Below are 19,923 nucleotides of genomic sequence, written 5' to 3' on the forward strand. Positions count from 1 at the left end.
ATCAGCAACTGCGTTAAAAAAACGAAGATTATTTTTGTTTTTTATTCGAGGAATTTCACGAGCTCAGCCCCGCCAACCCCGCCAACCCCCAAACGAATTTCGCAACACAACACACTGAACAACAAGCTTCATCAGAACCTTTAGTAGTTATACCGTAATAATCTGCAAACCATAGCCGCTATCCTCCCGCTATCCGGAATTAAACCTCTATATTTGTGAAAATTACTTACTTATTATGCTTAAAGGATTTTTTAACGTTCCTGTTCCGGTTAATGAGCCAATTTTGGGCTACGCACCCGGAAGTAAGGAAAGAGAATTATTAAAAGCGGCATTGGCCGAGGGAAGATCTAAAGTAACGGACATTCCTATGTATATTGGTGACAAAGAAGTGTTTACCAACGAGAAAATCAAGATTACGCCGCCTCATGACCACCAGCATGTTTTAGCCACCTTTAGCAGGGGCAGCAAAACTCACGTGCAACAAGCCATTGATGCCGCATTAGCTGCAAAAGCTGACTGGGAAAATTTAGCTTGGGAACAAAGAGCTGCCATTTTCTTAAAAGCGGCTGATTTAATTGCAGGCCCATACAGATACAAATTGAATGCGGCAACCATGTTAGGCCAAAGCAAAAATGCTTTCCAGGCCGAAATAGATTCTGCCTGCGAACTGATAGATTTCTTGCGTTTTAACGTGAGCTACATGACTGAAATCTACAAGCAACAACCTCCTGTTTCTCCAAGAGGAAGCTGGAATAGAGTGGAGCAGCGCCCATTGGAAGGTTTTGTTTTTGCACTAACACCTTTTAATTTTACGGCCATTGCCGGAAACCTGCCTTCATGTGTAGCCATGATGGGCAACGTGGTGGTTTGGAAACCTGCCGACACGCAGATTTATGCAGCAAGCCTAATCATGCAGATTTTTAAAGAGGCAGGATTGCCAGACGGTGTCATCAACCTTGTTTATGTTAAAGGACCTGATGCGGGCGACGTGATTTTCTCACACCCCGATTTTGCTGGTATCCACTTCACGGGTTCCACTGGAGTTTTCCAAGATATCTGGAACACCATTGGCAGCAATATCCACAAATACAAAACTTATCCTCGTATTGTAGGTGAAACCGGTGGTAAAGATTTTATCCTAGTTCATGGCTCTGCCGATGCCGAGGTATCAAGCACGGCGATTTTAAGAGGTTCTTTCGAATACCAAGGCCAAAAATGCTCGGCGGCTTCAAGGGTGTACATTGCTAAAAGCAAATGGCCGCAAATTAAGGAGTTGCTATTGAGAGATTTGGCAACACTCAAAATGGGGCCTACCGAAGATTTCAGCAATTTCATCAACGCCGTAATCGATGAAAAATCTTTTGACAAACTTGCCAAATATATTGACGAAGCGAAAAAAGCAAAAGGTGTTGAGATTATTGCTGGTGGAAACTACGACAAGAGCAAAGGATACTTTATTGAACCCACTGTTTTAGTGGTAGATGACCCGAAATACACCACCATGTGCGAAGAGCTGTTTGGCCCCGTACTAACCGTATATGTATATGAAGACAAAGATTTCGACAAGACTTTGGAAATTATAGATACTACTTCTATTTATGCCTTAACAGGTGCGGTAATTGCCCAAGATCGTTATGCGATTGACAAAGCAACCCATGCCCTGCGCAATGCGGCCGGGAACTTTTACATCAATGATAAATGTACCGGTGCGGTAGTAGGCCAGCAACCGTTTGGTGGTGCTAGAGGTAGCGGCACCAACGATAAAGCAGGCTCAATGATCAACTTATTGCGTTGGGTTTCTCCACGTACCATCAAAGAAACCTTTGATCCTCCAAAAGATTATACTTATCCATTTTTAGCTAAAGATTAATCTTCGGTTAAAATAAAAAGTGGTTTTAGCTGATTGCTTTTTTACAACCCCACACAAAGCCCTGCACATGCGGGGCTTTCTTGTTCAAAAAGACTATTTTTGCGCCCATAATAGAATTCGATCACCTCAAAACCAACAACCTTGGAAAATACCGACAACAAAAATGACCTAAAAAGAGGTTTGCAAAACCGGCATATACAACTCATTGCGCTAGGCGGCGCAATAGGTACTGGCTTGTTTTTGGGCATTGGCCCGGCGGCCGTGCTGGCGGGGCCATCTGTTATTTTAGGCTATGCCATTGCCGGCATCATTGCATTCTTCATCATGCGCCAGCTTGGCGAAATGGTAGTTCAAGAACCTGTATCGGGCAGTTTTAGCCATTTTGCGTATAAATACTGGGGGCCTTTCCCTGGCTTTGCCTCTGGCTGGAACTATTGGATGCTTTATATTTTAGTGAGCATGTCTGAGCTTACCGCAATTGGCATTTACGTGCAGTTTTGGTGGCCCGAAATACCACTTTGGGCTTCTAGTGCATTCTTTTTTGTAGTGATCAATATGCTAAATCTTGCCTCTGTAAAAGTTTATGGCGAAGCTGAATTTTGGTTTTCTATTGTAAAAGTGGTTGCGATTATAGCCATGATTATATTCGGGAGCTACCTACTATTAAGCGGTACCGGCGGCGAACAGGCAACGATCAAAAATCTATGGAACGATGGGGGTTTCTTCCCAAAAGCCTGGCTTAGCACTAATGGAAATGGCAGTTACGAAGGCCTTTTAGCCGCCATGGCGCTCATCATGTTTTCTTTCGGCGGATTAGAACTGGTGGGCATTACTGCGGCAGAAGCAGAAAACCCAGAGAAAAACATCCCGAAAGCAACCAATCAGGTCATTTATAGGATTTTAATTTTCTACGTTGGAGCATTGATTATTTTATTTTCTTTATCTCCATGGAAAAGCATAACCGATGGCAGCAGCCCATTTGTAATGGTTTTTGAAAGGCTTAACGGGTTTCAGCTCAGCATTTTTGGACAAGACATTAACTTTACGAGGCTGATTGCCAATGTACTGAATGTTATTGTGCTTACGGCGGCGCTGTCCGTATACAATAGCAGTGTTTACAGTAACAGCCGCATGCTTTACGGATTGGCACAACAGGGCAACGCACCCCGGTTCTTATCTAAACTTAACAAAAACTACGTACCTGTGATGGCCATCCTGGTTTCTGCTGTATTTGCGGCTATTTGCATTGTCATCAACAAAATTATCCCAGAACAGGCACTAAGCATCCTCATGTCTCTAGTCGTATCGGCGCTTGTGATCAATTGGTTGATGATCAGCTACACTCACCTCAAATTTAGGAAAGCACATCAGTTGGAAAAAACAAAGTTTCCCTCGTTTTTATATCCAATTAGTAACTATATCTGCTTGTTGTTTTTAGCAGGCATACTGATGGTGATGTGGCTTACGGGCCTGAAAATATCCGTAGAGCTAATTCCAATATGGATGTTGTTTTTATATGGTTGCTACTACTTAGTTCAACGCAAAAAATAAAGAGCGCTCTTGCTTACTATTTAAGGCCTGGGAACAGGCCTCCTATGTGTCTATATGGGCTTATATTTCTCATTATAAGATTAGCGCAAAAGCTGATTAAATGAACCACACAGGCACATAGAAAACTCAATAGCGTTAACAATCATTAGGCTTAGCTTCGTTGATTATCAATTTACTTGCTTGAGTTTCATAAACGGGATTGCAGCGAAAATCCTTTTTGTGATATTACTGTCACTCTGATCCCGAGGTTTCGGGAGAAGAATTTGTAAGTTGTGGCACATCAGAAGTAGATTCCTCGTTCCTCGGAATGACAAGCAAGTGGTCAAAAAGATTGTAGCGTAAAGCCCGCCTTGCTTTAAAAGAAGCGACTGTCCCTGCTTTTCAAAAAACAACTTATTAAGCTTGGTACAACTTTGCAATGCACCGTTATGTTTCTATGTGGCAGTAATAATTAAAAAAAAAGAGGATGCCCAAACGCAAGGCACCCTCTCCAACATTATAACTACTAAACCTACAACTATTTTTTGTCCATTTTAAACAAAGTTGGAGCATCGTCAGCACTTGATGTGCTGGTGTCCAAATCTTTGATCAAACTAGCTTTAGGCATCACTAAAACACTATAACCAGCTTACAACGCCAGTTTCTACATTATAGTTAGCACCTACTATTTTAATTTTACCGTCTTTTTCCAATTGGTTTAAAGTGGCACTTTGACTGCGGATGTCTGCAATGGTTTGCTTTACATTTTGCACGTTCAATCTTTCTAACAAATCATCATTTTTAGACGAACGCTCTTCGCCTTCATTAATAATCTCCTCAATGATTGGATTAAAATGATCGACCAAATGACTAAGGTTTTCCATTCCCATTTCTCTAATTGCGGCTGCGTCTAGCCCTCCTTTTAAAGCACCGCATTTAGAGTGCCCTAAAACAACAACCAGTTTAGAACCTGCCACATTGCAGCCAAACTCCATAGATCCCAAAATATCTCGGTTCGCAAAATTCCCAGCAATTCTCACGCTAAAAATATCGCCCAATCCTTGGTCAAAAATCAATTCTGCAGAAGTACGACTGTCGATACAGCTTAATATTACGGCAAATGGCCATTGCCCTGCCCTAGTGTCGTTTACTTGTGATAGCAAATCCCTGTTGGCTTTTAAATTCTGCACAAATCTTTCATTACCTTCTTTTAGTATTTCAAGTGCCCTTTCAGGGGTAATGGTTGCTTGAGTTTCTAAAGTATGTGCCTTCATTGTATTTATATTTTTAATCTTGTTCAACAATTTTTGTATTAATTTTTGGTACCGAGTAAGTTTTCTTAATATTTTCTAAAGTAACAATAATCCCTTTGGTATAAGCATTATGTTTGTAGTTATGAATCGCTTCCAGCACGTCCGGATCGATATATCTAGAATTAGCGCCGTCAATGATCACATTGGTTTCATTTGGAATTCCAGATAATAATACCTGGATAGAAGCTTTGTTTAAGAACGATACTTCTTCGGCAAGCTTGATCCTGATATTCTTTTTGTTTCCTTCTTCTTGTACTCGGTAAAAGAAGGGATTGCGCATATTGGTTCTCAATAGATAGAAAATTGAAACCGCCATACCGATACCTACGCCTTTTAACAAATCGATACCAACTACGCCCACAATGGTAACTACAAAGGGGATAAATTGGTCCCAACCTTTATGGTACATGTGTTTAAACAGCGATATTCTGGCCAACTTATAACCTGTTACCAATAAAATTGCCGCTAAACACGAAAGTGGAATTAGGTTAATAATTGCTGGAATGAACAGTAGAGAGAGTAGCAATAACAAACCATGTGAAATTGCAGAAACTTTGGTACGTCCGCCTGCGTTCACATTAGCCGAGCTTCTTACAATTACTGCTGTCATCGGCAAACCGCCCAACATACCACTGGTAATGTTACCTACACCTTGCGCTATCAATTCGCGATTGGTTGGCGACACCCTTTTCAAAGGATCGATCTTATCAACGGCCTCCAGGCTCAACAACGTTTCCAAACTGGCAACCACAGCTATGGTTAGCGCTACCACTAAAACCTTTGAGTCAAGGAAGGTAGAGAAATCTGGCATGGTAAACAAACCAAAAAACTCTGCGGCACTGTTTACCACAGGAATTTTAACCATTTGGCTCTCTTTTAACGCACTAGAAGAACCACTGAATAAAATAGCGCCCAATATACCTAAAACAACCACCACCAATGGTGCAGGAACTACGGCTATTTTTTTGAATTTAGGCCAAAATACCAAAATCAGGATGGAAACCACACTAATCACAATTGCAGCTATACTGAAGTGCTGAAGTGCGTTTCCTAAGGCCGAAAAGGTATTTTCTCCATCTTTCTGGAAAAAGCTTTCGTCACCAAAAAAATCACTATCCACTCCTAAAGCATGGGGCAATTGCTTCATGATCAACAATATACCAATACCCGCCAACATTCCCTCAATTACACTTGAAGGGAAATAGTTGCCAATAGTACCAGCTTTAATCAGTCCTAGTACAAGTTGGAATACACCGGCCAAAACTACAGCCATCAAAAAAGCCTGATAACTTCCCAAGCTAGTTATAGAAGCTAAAACAATGGTGGTTAATCCAGCTGCTGGCCCACTTACACTCAGCTGTGAACCACTAATAGAAGCAACTACTACGCCCCCCACAATTCCAGTAAGCAAACCGGCAAACAATGGCGCACCAGAAGCCAAGGCAATCCCCAAACAAAGCGGCAAAGCCACTAAGAACACTACAATACTTGCAGGCAAATCGGCCTTTAAATTCCGTTTCTGCAAATATTTACCTATTCCGCTTCCCATAGAAGCCGAATTCGAATTTTTCATAAAGAATTATGTTAATTTCTAAAGTTTTTTATCAAATCAGTTCCGTAATAAAGCATACGGAAATAGTAACGGTAAAACTTAGCAGAAATTAGGGGGCGGTGTTGGAACCGAAGGATGGTATGGATCTACGTAGCGCCGAGAGTGTTCAATAAAACTACTAGGTACGCCACAGTCCAGGTCCAAGTGAACGTAGTTAAGATCATATTTTTGGAACATCATTTTATAGTCTACAAACTTTGCATTTGATTTTCCCTTCTCATCGCCGCTGTTTTCATTTTCCAACTGCATGATTACAGAAACCATAAAATCTTCATCCAAATGCTTGAAAAACATAGGCGCAGCAGAAATTACCATCTTCGATGCGAAAACGCACATAAACACGGCAACCACCAAAAGCTTATATTTCCTTAGCTTCATTTCTTGTCAGATCTTCTTTTTAGATTTCCCAAAAGTAATTGCGAAACCTCTAAAATTCAAAATTTTTTACGTAATATATTTGTAATATAAAGATTTTGTGGTGTGAAAATCAAAATTATTGGGCATTTTCAAACTTTATTTATTTTTGGACTTTTCTTGTACATATCGAAGCAAAAAATTTAATGAGGATTCTTTTAATTTGTTTACTAACTATATTGCCTCTCTTGGTGTTGGCGCAGAACAATAATGCGCCTTCATCCTATGATATACATGACATTAAGATTACCGGATATCTGCAAACACAGTTTCAAGTAGCACAATCTCCAGGGATATATTCATGGTCGGGAGGCGACTTTAGCCAAAACTCTGCTAGCCGTTTTATGTTGCGCCGTGGGCGTTTAAAAGTAGATCGTGTAGACAAATTTTCTTCCATTGTATTTCAATTAGATGGAACACAAGATGGCCTCCGTATCATGGATGCCTTCATCCAATTTCATAGTCCACAAGATAAATCTTTGCTTTTTACCGCAGGCTTATTCAACCGACCTTTTGGTTACTCCATTGTCTATTCATCAGGCTACAGGGATTTCCCGGAAAGGGCCCGTGTTTTCCAAACCTTAATGCCCAGAGAAAGAGATTTAGGGGCGATGATCAGTTACAAACCCAAAAAAATTCTCCCCTTTATTACCGCAGAGCTGGCAGTAGTTAACGGTAGTGGCTTAAATGCACGAGATTACGATTCAAACAAAGACATCATTGGAAACCTTAACTTTAAATTTGACAGCCTAGCCAATAAAAAATTCCATTTAGGCTTCGGCGCCTCGATCTATAAAGGCACGGTAAGAGGTAATACCGACACCTACTTAAAACCAGTTGAAAGCGGCTTTGTAAGCATTACTGACGCCTCCAATGTAGGCTACAATTTCCGGAGGGATTATTACGGAACCAATCTCCAATTGGAGTACAACAATTCTTTTGGGAGCACTACACTCAAATCTGAGTATATCCAGGGGAAACAACCGGGTGTTGCTTCCTCATCTAGCATTTCGGGACTAGCAGCTAGCCAAAGTTTTGCGGCACAACCTACTACAAACCTGTACTTGAGAAATTTCAATGGATATTTTATCTGGTTTACCCAGCAAATTGCCAACAGCAAACTAACGGCTATAGTAGGATATGATGTTTATGATCCAAATACTGATATCGAAGAATCCGAAATTGGGAAAGCTGGAAATAACACTACTGCCGGAGACATCAAATTTAGCACTTTAGGCTATGGCGTAACCTACGCCCTTAACGGCCGTTTAAAACTCACCATTTACAATGAGCATGTGCATAACGATGGCACTCAACTGCCTAACTACCAAAATGACATTAAGGACAATGTATTTACTACTCGCCTTCAATATCGCTGGTAGCTCGTGATTTTAAATTTCAACCAAATTATAAACCATATAAACCGATGAACAACAAAATCCAAATCTTAAAGGATAAAATAGAGAAAGCCCATTTGGGTGGTGGACAAGCCCGCATTGATAGCCAACATAAGAAAGGTAAACTAACCGCTCGTGAGCGCATTCATTTTTTAATGGATGAAGGTAGCTTTGAGGAAATTGGCATGTTGGTAACCCACCGCAGTACCGATTTTGGCATGGAAAGGGAAAAATACCTTGGCGATGGGGTAATTACCGGCTATGGTACGGTGAACGGCCGACTTACCTATGTTTTTTCTCAGGACTTTACCGTTTTTGGCGGGTCATTGTCAGAAACACATGCCGAGAAAATCTGTAAAATCATGGATATGGCCATGAAAAATGGTGCGCCCATGATTGGCTTGAATGACAGTGGTGGTGCCCGCATTCAAGAAGGGGTAGTTTCTTTAGGAGGGTATGCCGATATTTTTTATCGTAACGTACAAGCCTCGGGAGTAGTTCCTCAACTTTCGGCCATTATGGGACCTTGTGCTGGTGGTGCGGTATATTCGCCCGCCATTACAGATTTTATTTTAATGGTTGAAAACACCTCATATATGTTCGTAACTGGGCCAAATGTAGTTAAAACAGTTACCCACGAAGAAGTGAGCTCCGAAGAACTAGGCGGTGCCAATACGCACGCTACCAAGTCAGGGGTAACACATTTCGCCTGTGCCAATGAAATTGATGCCATTAATCACCTTAAAAAACTATTGAGCTACGTCCCTCAAAACTGCGAGGAAACGCCTCCTTCCGTAGCCTATGATTTAGGCAATGAAGAAAGATTGGGCCTAAACGACGTGCTTCCCTCAAATGCCAACCAACCTTACGACATTAGAGAGGTAATTGCGCAAGTGACCGATGACGACAGTTTTATGGAAGTGCATGCCGCATATGCCGAAAATATTGTTGTGGGCTTTGCCCGACTAGCGGGGCGCAGCATTGGTATTGTGGCCAATCAGCCAGCTTATTTAGCAGGTGTTTTAGATAATAATGCCTCGGTAAAAGCGGCCAGGTTTGTGCGTTTTTGTGATTGCTTTAATATTCCTTTGTTAGTTTTTGAAGATGTTCCTGGCTTTTTGCCTGGTACCGACCAAGAATGGAACGGCATCATCAACAACGGTGCAAAACTGTTATATGCTTTTAGCGAAGCCACCGTGCCCCGCATTACGGTAATTACCCGTAAGGCCTATGGCGGTGCCTACGACGTGATGAACTCTAAACACATTGGCGCTGATATGAACTACGCTTGGCCAAGTGCAGAAATTGCCGTGATGGGCGCTAAAGGAGCGGCTGAAATCATTTTTAAGAGAGAAATTACTGCAGCCGAAAACCCAGAAGAAAAATGGCTGGAAAAGGAAAAGTTATATTCAGATATTTTTGCCAATCCTTATCGGGCAGCTGAGCGTGGTTTTGTTGACGAGGTGATTGAACCCTCTAAAACTCGTGAAAAACTAATTAAGGCTTTCAAAATGCTCGAAAATAAAGTTGTAAATACGCCAAGAAAAAAACACGGGAATATCCCACTTTAATTAATAAATGCAAGCATTAAAACGTGCCGACGTAATTTTGATGGCCTTTTGCACAGGTCTTATTGTTGCCAACATCTATTATTGCCAACCCTTGGTGATTTTAATTGCCAAGGAATTTAAACTGGCCGAAAGCGATGCAGGAAGCATCACTTTTTTAACCCAAGCTGGATATGCCATTGGCCTGTTCCTTTTGGTGCCATTGGGCGATATGTTTGAACGCAAGAAACAGATTTTGGTCATCACCGCATTGGCAATTGTTTCTTTATTAATTGCTGGTTTTTCGCACAGCTTTTTCATACTCGAAATTGCCAGTGTTTTAATTGGTGCTTGCTCTATTGTGCCGCAACTCATTCTTCCCCTCACTGCGTCGTTAAGTGACGATGAAAGCCGAGGCCACAACATAGGCATCGTGATGAGTGGTTTATTGGTGGGTATATTAGCTTCAAGAGCCATTAGCGGAACAGTGGGTGATTTACTGGGCTGGCGTGCCATGTTTTTAATTGCCGCTGGCATTTGCACTTTGCTTTTAATGCTCATGGCGGTACGCTTTCCAACAAGCCGTTCTACGTTTACAGGCGGCTACAAAGAATTGATGCGCTCCATGTTTTCCTATATCAAAACCCAACCTGTTTTAAGGGAAGCATCTATCATCAACTTTTTTGCCTTTATTGTCATTATGGGTTTTTGGACCACCATGGTACTCTATCTTTCCAATCCACCGCATCATTTTAGTGCTTATCAAATTGGCTTATTCGGCATTGCTGGCGCAGCTGGTGCGTTAGCTGCACCATTGGTGGGCAAATTAAGCGGGGGTGGAAATCCACGAAAAAACTTGATGATAGGCTTTATATTAGAATTGATCAGTGTGGCATTATTCTATTTCACTGGCCACAGTGTATTCCTTTTTGTTGTAGGAATTATCCTGATAGATATCGGACAGCAGGCCATTCACGTAACCAATCAAACCCGTATTTATACGCTAGTTCCCGAAGCCCGAAACAGGCTAAACACTATTTTCATGTCGGTAAGCTTTGTAGGCGCAGCCTGTGGTTCAGCTTTAGGTTTATGGCTATGGTCATTAGGTGGCTGGGCCATGTTCTGTTATGGTGTTACCGCAATCATCAGCCTAAACATGTTGATTTATCAGTGGTATAAAAAAGCTTGAACTCTTGAGTGAAACGATACAAATAGAACAAATCTTTCCTTCGCTTACTTGGCGAATTAGACAACAGGCCATGTATGCCGATAAGGAAATTACAGAAATGGAATTAGCCGATGATTTTGAGGGCACCCATTTCGGTCTGTATTTCAACCATGAACTTACCGCAGTAGTGTCTTTGTTTGTAAAGGACGGCATGGCGCAATTCAGAAAACTGGCGGTGCTTCCATCCAAGCAGCGAAATGGATTAGGGAAATTACTATTGCAATATGTGATAGACTACTGTAAGCAGCAACCTGTTAAACTACTTTGGTGCAATGCCAGAGTAAGTGCCGTTGGCTTTTATGAAAAATTTGGTTTCGTTACGGAGGGAGAACCTTACCAACGAAACCAATTAGACTACATTAAAATGCAGCTTATTTTTTAGGCAATGCCTTATTCAAATCCATCACAGGTGTTAAACCTTCCGAGGGTACATAAATAATCTGCGGTAGGCTGCCCTTATCTGCCAATTTTTCTAGAGTTCTAATAAATAGGTATTGGTTATAAGTAGCAGATAAGGTACCGTTTTCCACTTTCATCGCCTCGGCCATTCCTTTGGCTCTTTCTATTTCGGCAGCTGCATTTAATTTCTCCGCTTCTAAACGAGCTTTGGCCTCCTCAACCAAAATCCTACGGTTTTGTTCGGCCTTGGCCATTTCGGCTTTACCCGCCATTTCCTGCTGCCAAACATTATACCTTGGCAAACCCCACATTAAAGCAACAACTACTATTAAAACAAAAAGTGCTACTGGAATAAAAATCTTGATTACGTTCATAAATATTAAGTTTTAGAGTTTGCATAATATAACGATTTTCCTGTCAAAAATCAAGAAAATGGTTCCATTATAAACCTTTAATATGTACATTTACCCGCATACAGAAATTAAAAACTATGGCAAAGAAAAAAGACGAAAATAAAAAACACGTGCCTGTAGTTACCAAAAAATCGCTACAGTTTTTCGAGAAATATATCAATAATGCTGCACCAACTGGTTACGAGTGGGAAGGTCAAAAACTTTGGCTAGAATATTTAAAACCTTATGTTGACGAGCATTTTGTAGACAATTACGGTACCGCTGTAGGGGTCATTAATCCCAAAGCCGAATATAAAGTAGTAATTGAAGCACACGCCGATGAAATTTCTTGGTATGTGAATTACATTACCAACGATGGTTTGATCTACGTAATCCGTAACGGAGGTTCTGATCACCAAATAGCCCCATCAAAACGTGTAAATATCCATACCGAAAAAGGTTATGTAAAAGCGGTTTTTGGTTGGCCAGCCATCCACACCCGTCATGGGGAAAAAGAACAAACGCCAGAGCTTAAAAACATTTTCCTGGACTGCGGATGTACTACTAAAGAAGAAGTAGAGGCCTTAGGTGTACATGTAGGTTGCGTAATTACCTATGAAGACGAATTTATGGTGTTAAATGACCGTTACTATGTGGGTCGTGCCTTAGATAACCGTGCTGGTGGTTTTATGATTGCCGAGGTAGCTCGTTTGCTAAAAGAGAACAAGAAAAAATTACCTTTTGGTTTGTACATCGTGAACTCGGTACAAGAGGAAATTGGTTTACGTGGTGCCGAAATGATCGCGGACCGTATTAAACCTAACGTTGCCATTGTAACCGATGTAACCCACGATACGACCACTCCAATGATTAACAAAATTACGCAAGGCGATTTATCGGCAGGCAAAGGGCCAGTGGTGTCATACGCTCCAGCGGTACAAACAAATTTGAATAAATTGTTAATCAAAACTGCCGAAAAAGCTGGCATTCCATTCCAACGCCAAGCTTCATCGCGTTCTACAGGAACTGATACCGATGCTTTCGCCTATTCTAATGGAGGTGTTCCTTCAGCATTAATCTCCTTACCTTTGCGTTACATGCACACTACCGTGGAAATGGTACATAAAGAAGATGTTGACAATGTCATCAGCTTAATTTACGAAAGTTTATTGGCTATTAAAGATGGACAGGATTTTAGAGAATTCTCAAAAATCTAATCAAAATACAAAAGGCCTGAAAATTATTCAGGCCTTTTTCATATAAATGAATTCCCCTACGTATCTATAGGATTAATCAAATGTTGTAGTTCATCCATACTAATTTAAAAAACATTTGAATATATGTATTCAACTACGTAGTTTTGTACATTATGAATATCAACATCGTTCCAATCTACAATAATGACAGCGAGGCTGTGATTAACATCATTTTACCGATACAGCAAAACGAGTTCAACATTGCCATTGGTATCAAAGATCAGCAAGATCTTTTAACCATCGAAGAATTTTACCATCAAGGTGGAGGTCATTTTTGGGGAGCTAAAATTGACGGCGAACTGGTAGGAACCATAGGCCTCATTAAGTGCAATGATGATTTTGGAGCCATTAGAAAGATGTTTGTGAAGAAAGAATATCGAGGCAAAGCATATGGCATTGCGCAGCTTTTATTAGAGACTTTGGTGGCCTACAGTAAAGAAATTGGCTTAAAAAGCCTATACTTGGGAACAAAAGATGTTTTACAAGCTGCGTTGCGCTTTTATGAAAAAAATGGTTTCTCGTTAATTGAAAAGGGCGAATTACCAAAAGCTTTTCCAATGATGCCTGTAGACAATGTCTTTTGCCGTTTATCACTCCAATAGATAAAAATGAATATTATCAATAGTGTAGGTGCTTTAGCTTTATCAACTCGTTTACAAGTATTAAGCGAGCAGTTACGTAAAGATGGGGCCTTGTTATACAAGGAATACGACATCAATTTTGAGCCTAAATGGTTTCCTGTGATTTATACACTTCATCAGAAAAAGGCGTTAAGCGTGGTCGAAATCGCTACCGAAATCGGCTACAGCCACCCATCAACCATTAGTTTGTTAAAGGAACTAGAAAAAGAAAAAATTGTCCAATCGGAAAAAGACAAAGCAGATGAGCGCAAACGGATCATTTCTTTAAGTACAAAAGGCGAAGAGCTGATTGTAAAAATGCTCCCTGTGTGGTCTATCATTAATAGTGCCCTGGAAGAAATCATCGATAACGAAAACCACCTATTGAAAGCCATCAACGAAGCCGAAGAGAAGATCAAGAGGTCGAGTTTCTTTCAACGAGCGCTGATCCTGAAAGAAAAAGCAGGATTAAAGTAAGCTGTAAAAGCAGTTATTTATTGATAGAAACTACCATCGCCCCTGCGCATCATTGGCCTGCCATTACGGTTTCTTGCTCCTGTCCATTTTTGCAGGCGAACATTGGCCCTCAACATAAAATACCGACTCAAGGCATTGGTACGGGTTTCCGTCTTCACCAAATCTGTGACATTGAGGTTTACAAAATTGTTCTGTTTTAAAAGGTCAAACGCTTGGAAGGTAATGGATGCCCTACGTTTCCAAAATTCTTTCTGTACGTAAGCATTAATCACCAATGGATTGCTGGTGATATTGGCGTCAATTCCGCTTACAAAATTCTTACTGGCACTGTAACCAAAAATCAGCGACTGCCACATGTAAAAACGGCCATCCACATTCAATGCCAAAGTTTTCGTATTTACCCTGTTCGTGCTAATGGTATTTTCTGATTTAGTGATGTTATACGAAACATTAGGATTTACTTCCAACCACTCGTTTGGATTGATACGAGGTCCAAAACGTTCGGTAATATTCCAAGTTCTGGTAACGCTTTCCAGGTTGTTGCTCATGGAAACGCCATGATTATAATTGACGTTTCCACTTAAAGACAGATTATACTTGCGGTTGTTCAATTGCTTACTCACCGAGTAATTACCTCCAATACGATAACTGCCATTCATGTTTACGTAGTGCGTTTCGTTACGCAGCAGTTGATTATTGTTATTGAAAATCTGCACCGTGTTACTCACCACCGAGTTGTCAATAAAAGTTGCGTTTAAATTGATGGAATAATTGAGCTTTTGGTTAGCGATATAATTGTTATAATTGGTATTAACAGAATGGTTAAAGGTCACTTTCAGGTCTGGATTACCCACAATGGTATTTTGTGGATTTGAAACATCCCTAACTGGTTGTATTTGGTCAAAAGTAGGCTCTTTTGCATTACCAGAGTAATTGATTTGTATGCTATGGGTACGTGACCAAGCGTATTGAAATCTGGCAATGGGAATTAAGTTAAAACTATTTCGATGCGTAGTAGTTCCCAAACTTACCTTTGTGCCGCTTAACACCGCAGGCACTCCAGTAATTCCTACTGAAAACCTTATTTTTGAGGTATTTGACAAACCATAACGGTAGTTCAATGCAATACGAGCTTGCGTGAATGAATAATCGTAGATATTGCTCAGCGAATCTACCACTTGTTTATTATCTAAGGCATCAATATTACTCGTGATTGCCCTATTATCATAACCATTGTAATTTACCTGTCCATTAAATTCCAGCTGACTATTTGCAGCCAATGGCTCAACATAGGTTAAACTTCCGCGGTAATTATTGGTTAGATTTCTTCTTTCCACTAAGCGGTGTACCAAAGAATCGAGCACATTAATATCATCCTTGTAAAACTTGGTATTTCGTTCTTGATCTGATTCCTGATCAGAGGTGTTAAAGCTAAATTGAGCCGAGAAATTTCTGCGGGGCTTGCTAAAAATGTGTTGATAAAATACGGTTGCGCCAAGATTAGGCCTGGTATTTTTACCTAGGCTATTACCTAACTGATTTTGGGTAATTAAAGCGCCCGATTGTCCTATGCTGGATAGGCTACTATTGGTGGTGGAAGAATAGCTGATTTCTGGTGTAACCCTTAAAAAGTTATTGCTGTCGATGTTTGCTTCGAGCTCGAAATTAAAATTATGGCCTTTGGTTTTATTATCCCTTTCGCTTTCATTGGTAGAGAAAATAGTTCCGTTGGTACTGTATGTTTCGGATAAACTACTGTTCAATGAATTTACATTGCTGTAATTATAACGGTAGTTAGTATTGATCTGTATTTTTTTCCCGATTTGGTCTCTGTAAGAAAATGCGGAAGAACCTGTATTGGTGGTACCTCCACTTCCACCTCCAGAGTTTCCGTTATTGCCGCCTGATCCACCGTTAGCCCCACCGCGGCCTCCACCTGTATTCCCACCGTTTCCCCGGCCGCCGCCGCCACTACCGCCATTACTTGGCATAGCATCACCGCCTGTTGTACCTGTGCTTGCTACACCGTTTACGGTATTGTTTAACCGTAAGTTTACCGCAATATTCTGATTTGCGTTAAGCCTTGTTCCAAATACAGCGCTCTCATAACGCTCATCATTCCCTGCGCCAGCGCTGATGTTCGCCGAGTTCCCCACCGACTTATCAGTCCGGGTAACAATATTTAAGATCTTTTCGGGATCTCCATCTTTAATACCTGTTCTGGCCGCTTGGTCGCCATAATCATCCACAATCTGTATCTTGTCTACAATTTCGGCAGGCAAATTCTGTATGGCTGTACTTACTTCACCACCAGCGTAAACCTTTCCATTAATCTTTGCCTTGGTTACATTATTTCCCTGGTGTATCAAACTACCGTCTGTCCCTACCTCCATGCCTTCCATCTTTTTTAGGAGCTCATCAACCGTAGCATTTTCCCTTACAATGTAGTCGCTGGCTTTGTATTCTACCGTATCTGTTTTATAAGTAATGGAAGGCGTTCCGTTAATAACTACTTCATTTAAAGTGTTAGACATGGAACGCAAAACAATGGGATCCATCACAATTCTAGGAATAGCATCATTTTGCTTGTATTTATTGATTTGCTGCTTATACCCAAGCATCGTAAAACTCATGGTATAAGTAGCAGATTTTACATTTTTAAAAACGAAAATCCCATCCGGATTGGAACTGGTTACTAAAGTATCTTTCTGTGAGGTTAACCTAATGGTAACCCCTGGAACACCCAAATCGGTAGTGTCTTTTACAATGCCACTAATTTCTCTAACCGCTACTGGTGGCGGCACGTTTTTACCTTTGGGCGTATTCTGTGCCTGCGTTTTTAAATTGGTGACAAGCAATATGGAAAGCAACACTAGCCCACCGAGATAATTCTTAATATTTCTCATGGTTGCTAGCGGTTACTTTTGAAGAATGTATTTACCCCAAAAATCAGTAGCTGTCATTAAATCTTGGCGAGCAGCATTCGCATTTCCTCCGCCTCCAAAGTTGCCTCTAGCATTAGCCCCACCAAAAGCAGGAGCCGCATTGGCTCTCATCGCAAAATTTCCAGTATTTGGTAACCCATTAAGTTTAATTTGATAGGCGATTTCATGGCTACTACCTGCTGCAATTTCCAATAAGGATAATGGAATAGCAGCTTCGTAAATATAAGCACCTTGCTCATCCATCTTGGCTACCGCTTTAATGCCGTGTTCATTATAAATAGAGATTAAGGTATCTGTAATTTGTTTAAATCCCAATACCTTGATTTCTTTTACTCCGGCCAATTGCGTTTTACGTTGCGCTAAATTCATCGAATCTCTTTCCTTTTGACTTTGTTCCTGTCTTTCTTGGCCAGCTCTTTGCCTATTTTGTCCCATATTCCCACGGTTACCACTGGCCCTTGCAATAAGTGGATAGGTCATGATAAATGCATCCTGCTCTCTTTTTTTGCCTTTTGTATTGATTGTAAAAGAAATTCCGCCAGCCATAATTTTGGTAATGGTTTCGTTATCATTTGCTTTAATGGCCAGATAAAGATTCTTATCATCATTAGCGATGGTGTACCATAAATTGGTTCGCTTGTTTTCTGCTGCAAAAGAATCCCATTCCAGATTCTTTCCATCAATACGAACATTACTTGGTACCAAAATGCTTTTGGCTTGAACATCTGGAAGTTTTTGGGCGCTAACACCTATACTTAGCAAAAGCATTGGTAAAAGCATATAAAGTTGTTTCATAGTTGGTGGTTTACATTTGTGATGAATTTACATAGACTTCAATAAGGGAAAAAGGATTAAAACTAGAATACAAAAAAAAATCCCCAGCTGAACTGGGGATTTACAATTTCACATCAATTATTTAGCCGAAGATTTATAATTTTCTGCCAGTTTTAAGGCGTTATAGGCGTTTACAATTCCACCGCTCACACATAATTCAGAAAAGTTAACACGTACCGTTTCATCCTTATCATTTTTGTATTTCACCTTTCGTGCTACTTTCGTTACCGATTTCATGATGATATTTTTTACATCTACGGCCGTTAATTCTGGATGATAGCTCAAAATCAAAGCAGCTAAGCCGGTAACTACTGGAGCGGCCATACTGGTGCCATCAAATTCTTCATATTTTGAATTAGGTACAGTAGAATTAATCATAAAACCCGGAGCAAATACATCTACATTATATTTGCCGTAATTGGAGAAAGATGCTTTTAAATCATCATTATCTTTATAAGCGCTAGCGCCCACCTCTATCCAATTTTTAGCATGTGGAAGCTGATATTTTGCACTATCTAAAGTGGGTTTAGCAAACGGATCTTTTTTTGGAGCTGGAGCGGGCCCGCCATTCATTCGGTTAGCAGGTGTCATTGGAGGAAACATGCTTACTTGTGGTTTGTTTTTCTTCGCATAAGCCTCCGCTTCCGGGCTATCGTAATATTTATTTGGGAAATTATCGGTTACATCATTATTCTGGTTGTCGTTTCCTGCTGCATGAACCAATAGCACTCCTTTTGATTCCGCATATTTAATGGCTTCATCAACTACTTTTTTATCCCATTTGTATCCTTTTCCAAAGCTCATGTTGATTACTCTGGCTCCATTATCTACCGCATATCTAATTCCATTGGCTACATCTTTATCTCGCTCATCACCTTGGGGAACCACTCTAATCGTCATAATGCTTACGTGATTGGCTACGCCCTTAATTCCGATATCATTATTCCGATTCGCTCCGATAATTCCAGAAACATGTGTACCATGATCAGCATCTGGCCCAATCACATCCGAATTGCCGTAAATACGTTCATTAGAATTGGCGTAATCATCACCAACAAGGGCAGCTCTTTCATCATATTTTTCGTTCAGGTTGTACTTCAGCATCTGTTCGAGCTCCTTATGCCCTTTTTGGATGCTTTCGTAGAATTTTTCTATACTTCCCTCATCCTTTGATCCTTTACGTACAATCTTCTTGATGTATTCTTCCATTTCATCATCAGCTTTGTATTTCTCCATATCTTCTAATGAAGGAATTTTCTTCTGGTTAATCATGGCCACAGAGTCCATTACTTTTTTAATAGCGATATAGATAGGAAATGCAGCACTAGCCTCGTCATATTTCTTTCCAAAATCGGACACTACTCTTTTATATAGTGCATATTCTTCCTTCTCCGCACTATCTAATACCGTACTTCTGATCACAGACCTATATTTAGGCTCTAGTTTACGTTTTATTCTCACTAACTCTAAGTTATCGTGAGCCAAGTTACCATTCTTTGAACCTATAAAATTCCATCCGTGTACGTCATCAATGTAGCCATTGCCATCATCATCTATACCATTTCCTGGGATTTCCTTGGTATTGGTCCAAAGTACATCCTTTAAATCTTCATGCTTGATATCTGTGCCACCATCAATCACAGCCACCACAATTTTCTGCCTAGGCTTTCTATTCTTTAACAATTCGCTATAAGCTTTATCGGTGCTAATCCCAAAATAACCATCAGCCGTTAAATCTAAATTGAACCAATTGGGAGGTAATTTGACATTTTTATCTTGGGCATAACCCAAATTAAAAGAAACTAATAACGCAAAAGCGGCTATAATTATTCTATAAACTCTCATTTTAACTCTTTCAGTGTTTATCTTAATATACAAAAATAACCATTAAAAGAAGCTACAGTGTGGTTTAGAAAAAAACTTTAACAAAAATTAACAGAAAGAATACGTATTGACGGAGTTATTTCGCAAATATCGAAGATTTTAGAGAACCTATATTGTTTAGGTATGTTTTATGTTGCGGAACTATCGGTCACAAAAAAAGCCCCGACCATTTCTGGAGGGGGCTTGTAAGGATAGGCACCGACCT

At 40.4% G+C, this 19,923-nt stretch carries 16 protein-coding genes; 9 read left to right on the forward strand and 7 right to left on the reverse strand.

The features are described 5' to 3' along the window. The first annotated feature begins 235 nt into the window (after nucleotides 1-235). Nucleotides 236-1,870: an L-glutamate gamma-semialdehyde dehydrogenase gene (gene pruA / locus DUT71_RS19060; RefSeq protein ID WP_113664137.1), complete on the forward strand. Its 1,635-nt coding sequence runs from the start codon at nucleotides 236-238 to the stop codon at nucleotides 1,868-1,870. Nucleotides 1,871-2,011: 141 nt separating this feature from the next. After that, on the forward strand, nucleotides 2,012-3,421 hold the full coding sequence (locus DUT71_RS19065) for an amino acid permease (protein ID WP_113664138.1): 1,410 nt from the start codon (nucleotides 2,012-2,014) through the stop codon (nucleotides 3,419-3,421). A gap of 617 nt (nucleotides 3,422-4,038) precedes the next feature. Here DUT71_RS19065 and DUT71_RS19070 read toward each other — a convergent pair. The 3 genes from DUT71_RS19070 to DUT71_RS19080 all read right to left on the reverse strand — a co-directional run bounded on the left by DUT71_RS19070 (nucleotide 4,039) and on the right by DUT71_RS19080 (nucleotide 6,703). Then, the gene (locus tag DUT71_RS19070; RefSeq protein WP_113664139.1) at nucleotides 4,039-4,674 is read right to left on the reverse strand and encodes a carbonic anhydrase; all 636 of its coding nucleotides are present in this window, start codon (nucleotides 4,672-4,674) and stop codon (nucleotides 4,039-4,041) included. 13 nt (nucleotides 4,675-4,687) lie between these two features. Next, a complete protein-coding gene (locus DUT71_RS19075) occupies nucleotides 4,688-6,286 on the reverse strand; it encodes a SulP family inorganic anion transporter (protein WP_113664140.1) in 1,599 nt (532 codons plus the stop codon). Between the two features lie 78 nt (nucleotides 6,287-6,364). Beyond that, a complete protein-coding gene (locus DUT71_RS19080) occupies nucleotides 6,365-6,703 on the reverse strand; it encodes a hypothetical protein (RefSeq protein ID WP_113664141.1) in 339 nt (112 codons plus the stop codon). 182 nt (nucleotides 6,704-6,885) lie between these two features. On the opposite strand from DUT71_RS19080, the gene DUT71_RS19085 reads away from it, so the two are divergent. The 4 genes from DUT71_RS19085 to DUT71_RS19100 are packed head-to-tail and all read left to right on the forward strand — an operon-like array spanning nucleotide 6,886 to nucleotide 11,293. After that, the gene (locus DUT71_RS19085) at nucleotides 6,886-8,121 is read left to right on the forward strand and encodes a porin (protein WP_113664142.1); all 1,236 of its coding nucleotides are present in this window, start codon (nucleotides 6,886-6,888) and stop codon (nucleotides 8,119-8,121) included. 44 nt (nucleotides 8,122-8,165) lie between these two features. After that, a complete protein-coding gene (locus DUT71_RS19090) occupies nucleotides 8,166-9,707 on the forward strand; it encodes an acyl-CoA carboxylase subunit beta (RefSeq protein ID WP_113664143.1) in 1,542 nt (513 codons plus the stop codon). Between the two features lie 7 nt (nucleotides 9,708-9,714). Further along, on the forward strand, nucleotides 9,715-10,872 hold the full coding sequence (locus DUT71_RS19095; RefSeq protein ID WP_240186989.1) for an MFS transporter: 1,158 nt from the start codon (nucleotides 9,715-9,717) through the stop codon (nucleotides 10,870-10,872). A 4-nt stretch (nucleotides 10,873-10,876) separates the two neighbouring features. Next, nucleotides 10,877-11,293: a GNAT family N-acetyltransferase gene (locus DUT71_RS19100; RefSeq protein WP_162796125.1), complete on the forward strand. Its 417-nt coding sequence runs from the start codon at nucleotides 10,877-10,879 to the stop codon at nucleotides 11,291-11,293. On the opposite strand, the gene DUT71_RS19105 is transcribed toward DUT71_RS19100, so the two are convergent. Further along, nucleotides 11,283-11,684 (reverse strand): flotillin family protein, encoded by a 402-nt coding sequence (locus DUT71_RS19105; RefSeq protein WP_113664145.1) that lies wholly within the window; start codon nucleotides 11,682-11,684, stop codon nucleotides 11,283-11,285. The genes DUT71_RS19100 and DUT71_RS19105 overlap by 11 nt on opposite strands. Before the next feature lie 116 nt (nucleotides 11,685-11,800). Between DUT71_RS19105 and DUT71_RS19110 the strand changes: the two genes are divergently transcribed. The 3 genes from DUT71_RS19110 (at nucleotide 11,801) to DUT71_RS19120 (ending at nucleotide 14,055) form a co-directional block, all read left to right on the forward strand. Next, the gene (locus DUT71_RS19110) at nucleotides 11,801-12,919 is read left to right on the forward strand and encodes a M42 family metallopeptidase (protein WP_113649064.1); all 1,119 of its coding nucleotides are present in this window, start codon (nucleotides 11,801-11,803) and stop codon (nucleotides 12,917-12,919) included. Nucleotides 12,920-13,071: 152 nt separating this feature from the next. Then, nucleotides 13,072-13,560, forward strand: a complete 489-nt coding sequence (locus DUT71_RS19115; RefSeq protein ID WP_113664146.1) for a GNAT family N-acetyltransferase — start codon at nucleotides 13,072-13,074, stop codon at nucleotides 13,558-13,560. A 6-nt stretch (nucleotides 13,561-13,566) separates the two neighbouring features. After that, nucleotides 13,567-14,055 carry a MarR family winged helix-turn-helix transcriptional regulator gene (locus DUT71_RS19120; protein WP_113664147.1) on the forward strand — a complete coding sequence of 163 codons (489 nt, stop codon included), beginning with the start codon at nucleotides 13,567-13,569 and terminating at the stop codon, nucleotides 14,053-14,055. A gap of 17 nt (nucleotides 14,056-14,072) precedes the next feature. On the opposite strand, the gene DUT71_RS19125 is transcribed toward DUT71_RS19120, so the two are convergent. The 3 genes from DUT71_RS19125 to DUT71_RS19135 form a co-directional block, all read right to left on the reverse strand. Next, nucleotides 14,073-16,961, reverse strand: a complete 2,889-nt coding sequence (locus DUT71_RS19125) for an outer membrane beta-barrel protein (RefSeq protein ID WP_113664148.1) — start codon at nucleotides 16,959-16,961, stop codon at nucleotides 14,073-14,075. Nucleotides 16,962-16,973: 12 nt separating this feature from the next. Beyond that, on the reverse strand, nucleotides 16,974-17,795 hold the full coding sequence (locus DUT71_RS19130) for a hypothetical protein (protein ID WP_113664149.1): 822 nt from the start codon (nucleotides 17,793-17,795) through the stop codon (nucleotides 16,974-16,976). Nucleotides 17,796-17,912: 117 nt separating this feature from the next. Beyond that, a complete protein-coding gene (locus tag DUT71_RS19135) occupies nucleotides 17,913-19,679 on the reverse strand; it encodes a S8 family peptidase (protein ID WP_113664150.1) in 1,767 nt (588 codons plus the stop codon). Between the last annotated feature and the right edge of the window lie 244 nt (nucleotides 19,680-19,923).

The organism is Pedobacter nanyangensis (assembly GCF_003313505.1).
GTDB classification, from domain to species: domain Bacteria; phylum Bacteroidota; class Bacteroidia; order Sphingobacteriales; family Sphingobacteriaceae; genus Pedobacter; species Pedobacter nanyangensis.

Excerpts from the sequence above, each read along its gene's own strand:
- pruA (WP_113664137.1), top strand. The coding sequence starts at position 236 with ATGCTTAAAGGATTTTTTAACGTTCCTGTTCCGGTTAATGAGCCAATT.
- DUT71_RS19070 (WP_113664139.1), bottom strand. The coding sequence starts at position 4,674 with ATGAAGGCACATACTTTAGAAACTCAAGCAACCATTACCCCTGAAAGG.
- DUT71_RS19075 (WP_113664140.1), bottom strand. The coding sequence starts at position 6,286 with ATGAAAAATTCGAATTCGGCTTCTATGGGAAGCGGAATAGGTAAATAT.
- DUT71_RS19080 (WP_113664141.1), bottom strand. The coding sequence starts at position 6,703 with ATGAAGCTAAGGAAATATAAGCTTTTGGTGGTTGCCGTGTTTATGTGC.
- DUT71_RS19085 (WP_113664142.1), top strand. The coding sequence starts at position 6,886 with ATGAGGATTCTTTTAATTTGTTTACTAACTATATTGCCTCTCTTGGTG.
- DUT71_RS19090 (WP_113664143.1), top strand. The coding sequence starts at position 8,166 with ATGAACAACAAAATCCAAATCTTAAAGGATAAAATAGAGAAAGCCCAT.
- DUT71_RS19095 (WP_240186989.1), top strand. The coding sequence starts at position 9,715 with ATGCAAGCATTAAAACGTGCCGACGTAATTTTGATGGCCTTTTGCACA.
- DUT71_RS19105 (WP_113664145.1), bottom strand. The coding sequence starts at position 11,684 with ATGAACGTAATCAAGATTTTTATTCCAGTAGCACTTTTTGTTTTAATA.
- DUT71_RS19110 (WP_113649064.1), top strand. The coding sequence starts at position 11,801 with ATGGCAAAGAAAAAAGACGAAAATAAAAAACACGTGCCTGTAGTTACC.
- DUT71_RS19115 (WP_113664146.1), top strand. The coding sequence starts at position 13,072 with ATGAATATCAACATCGTTCCAATCTACAATAATGACAGCGAGGCTGTG.
- DUT71_RS19120 (WP_113664147.1), top strand. The coding sequence starts at position 13,567 with ATGAATATTATCAATAGTGTAGGTGCTTTAGCTTTATCAACTCGTTTA.
- DUT71_RS19125 (WP_113664148.1), bottom strand. The coding sequence starts at position 16,961 with ATGAGAAATATTAAGAATTATCTCGGTGGGCTAGTGTTGCTTTCCATA.
- DUT71_RS19130 (WP_113664149.1), bottom strand. The coding sequence starts at position 17,795 with ATGAAACAACTTTATATGCTTTTACCAATGCTTTTGCTAAGTATAGGT.
- DUT71_RS19135 (WP_113664150.1), bottom strand. The coding sequence starts at position 19,679 with ATGAGAGTTTATAGAATAATTATAGCCGCTTTTGCGTTATTAGTTTCT.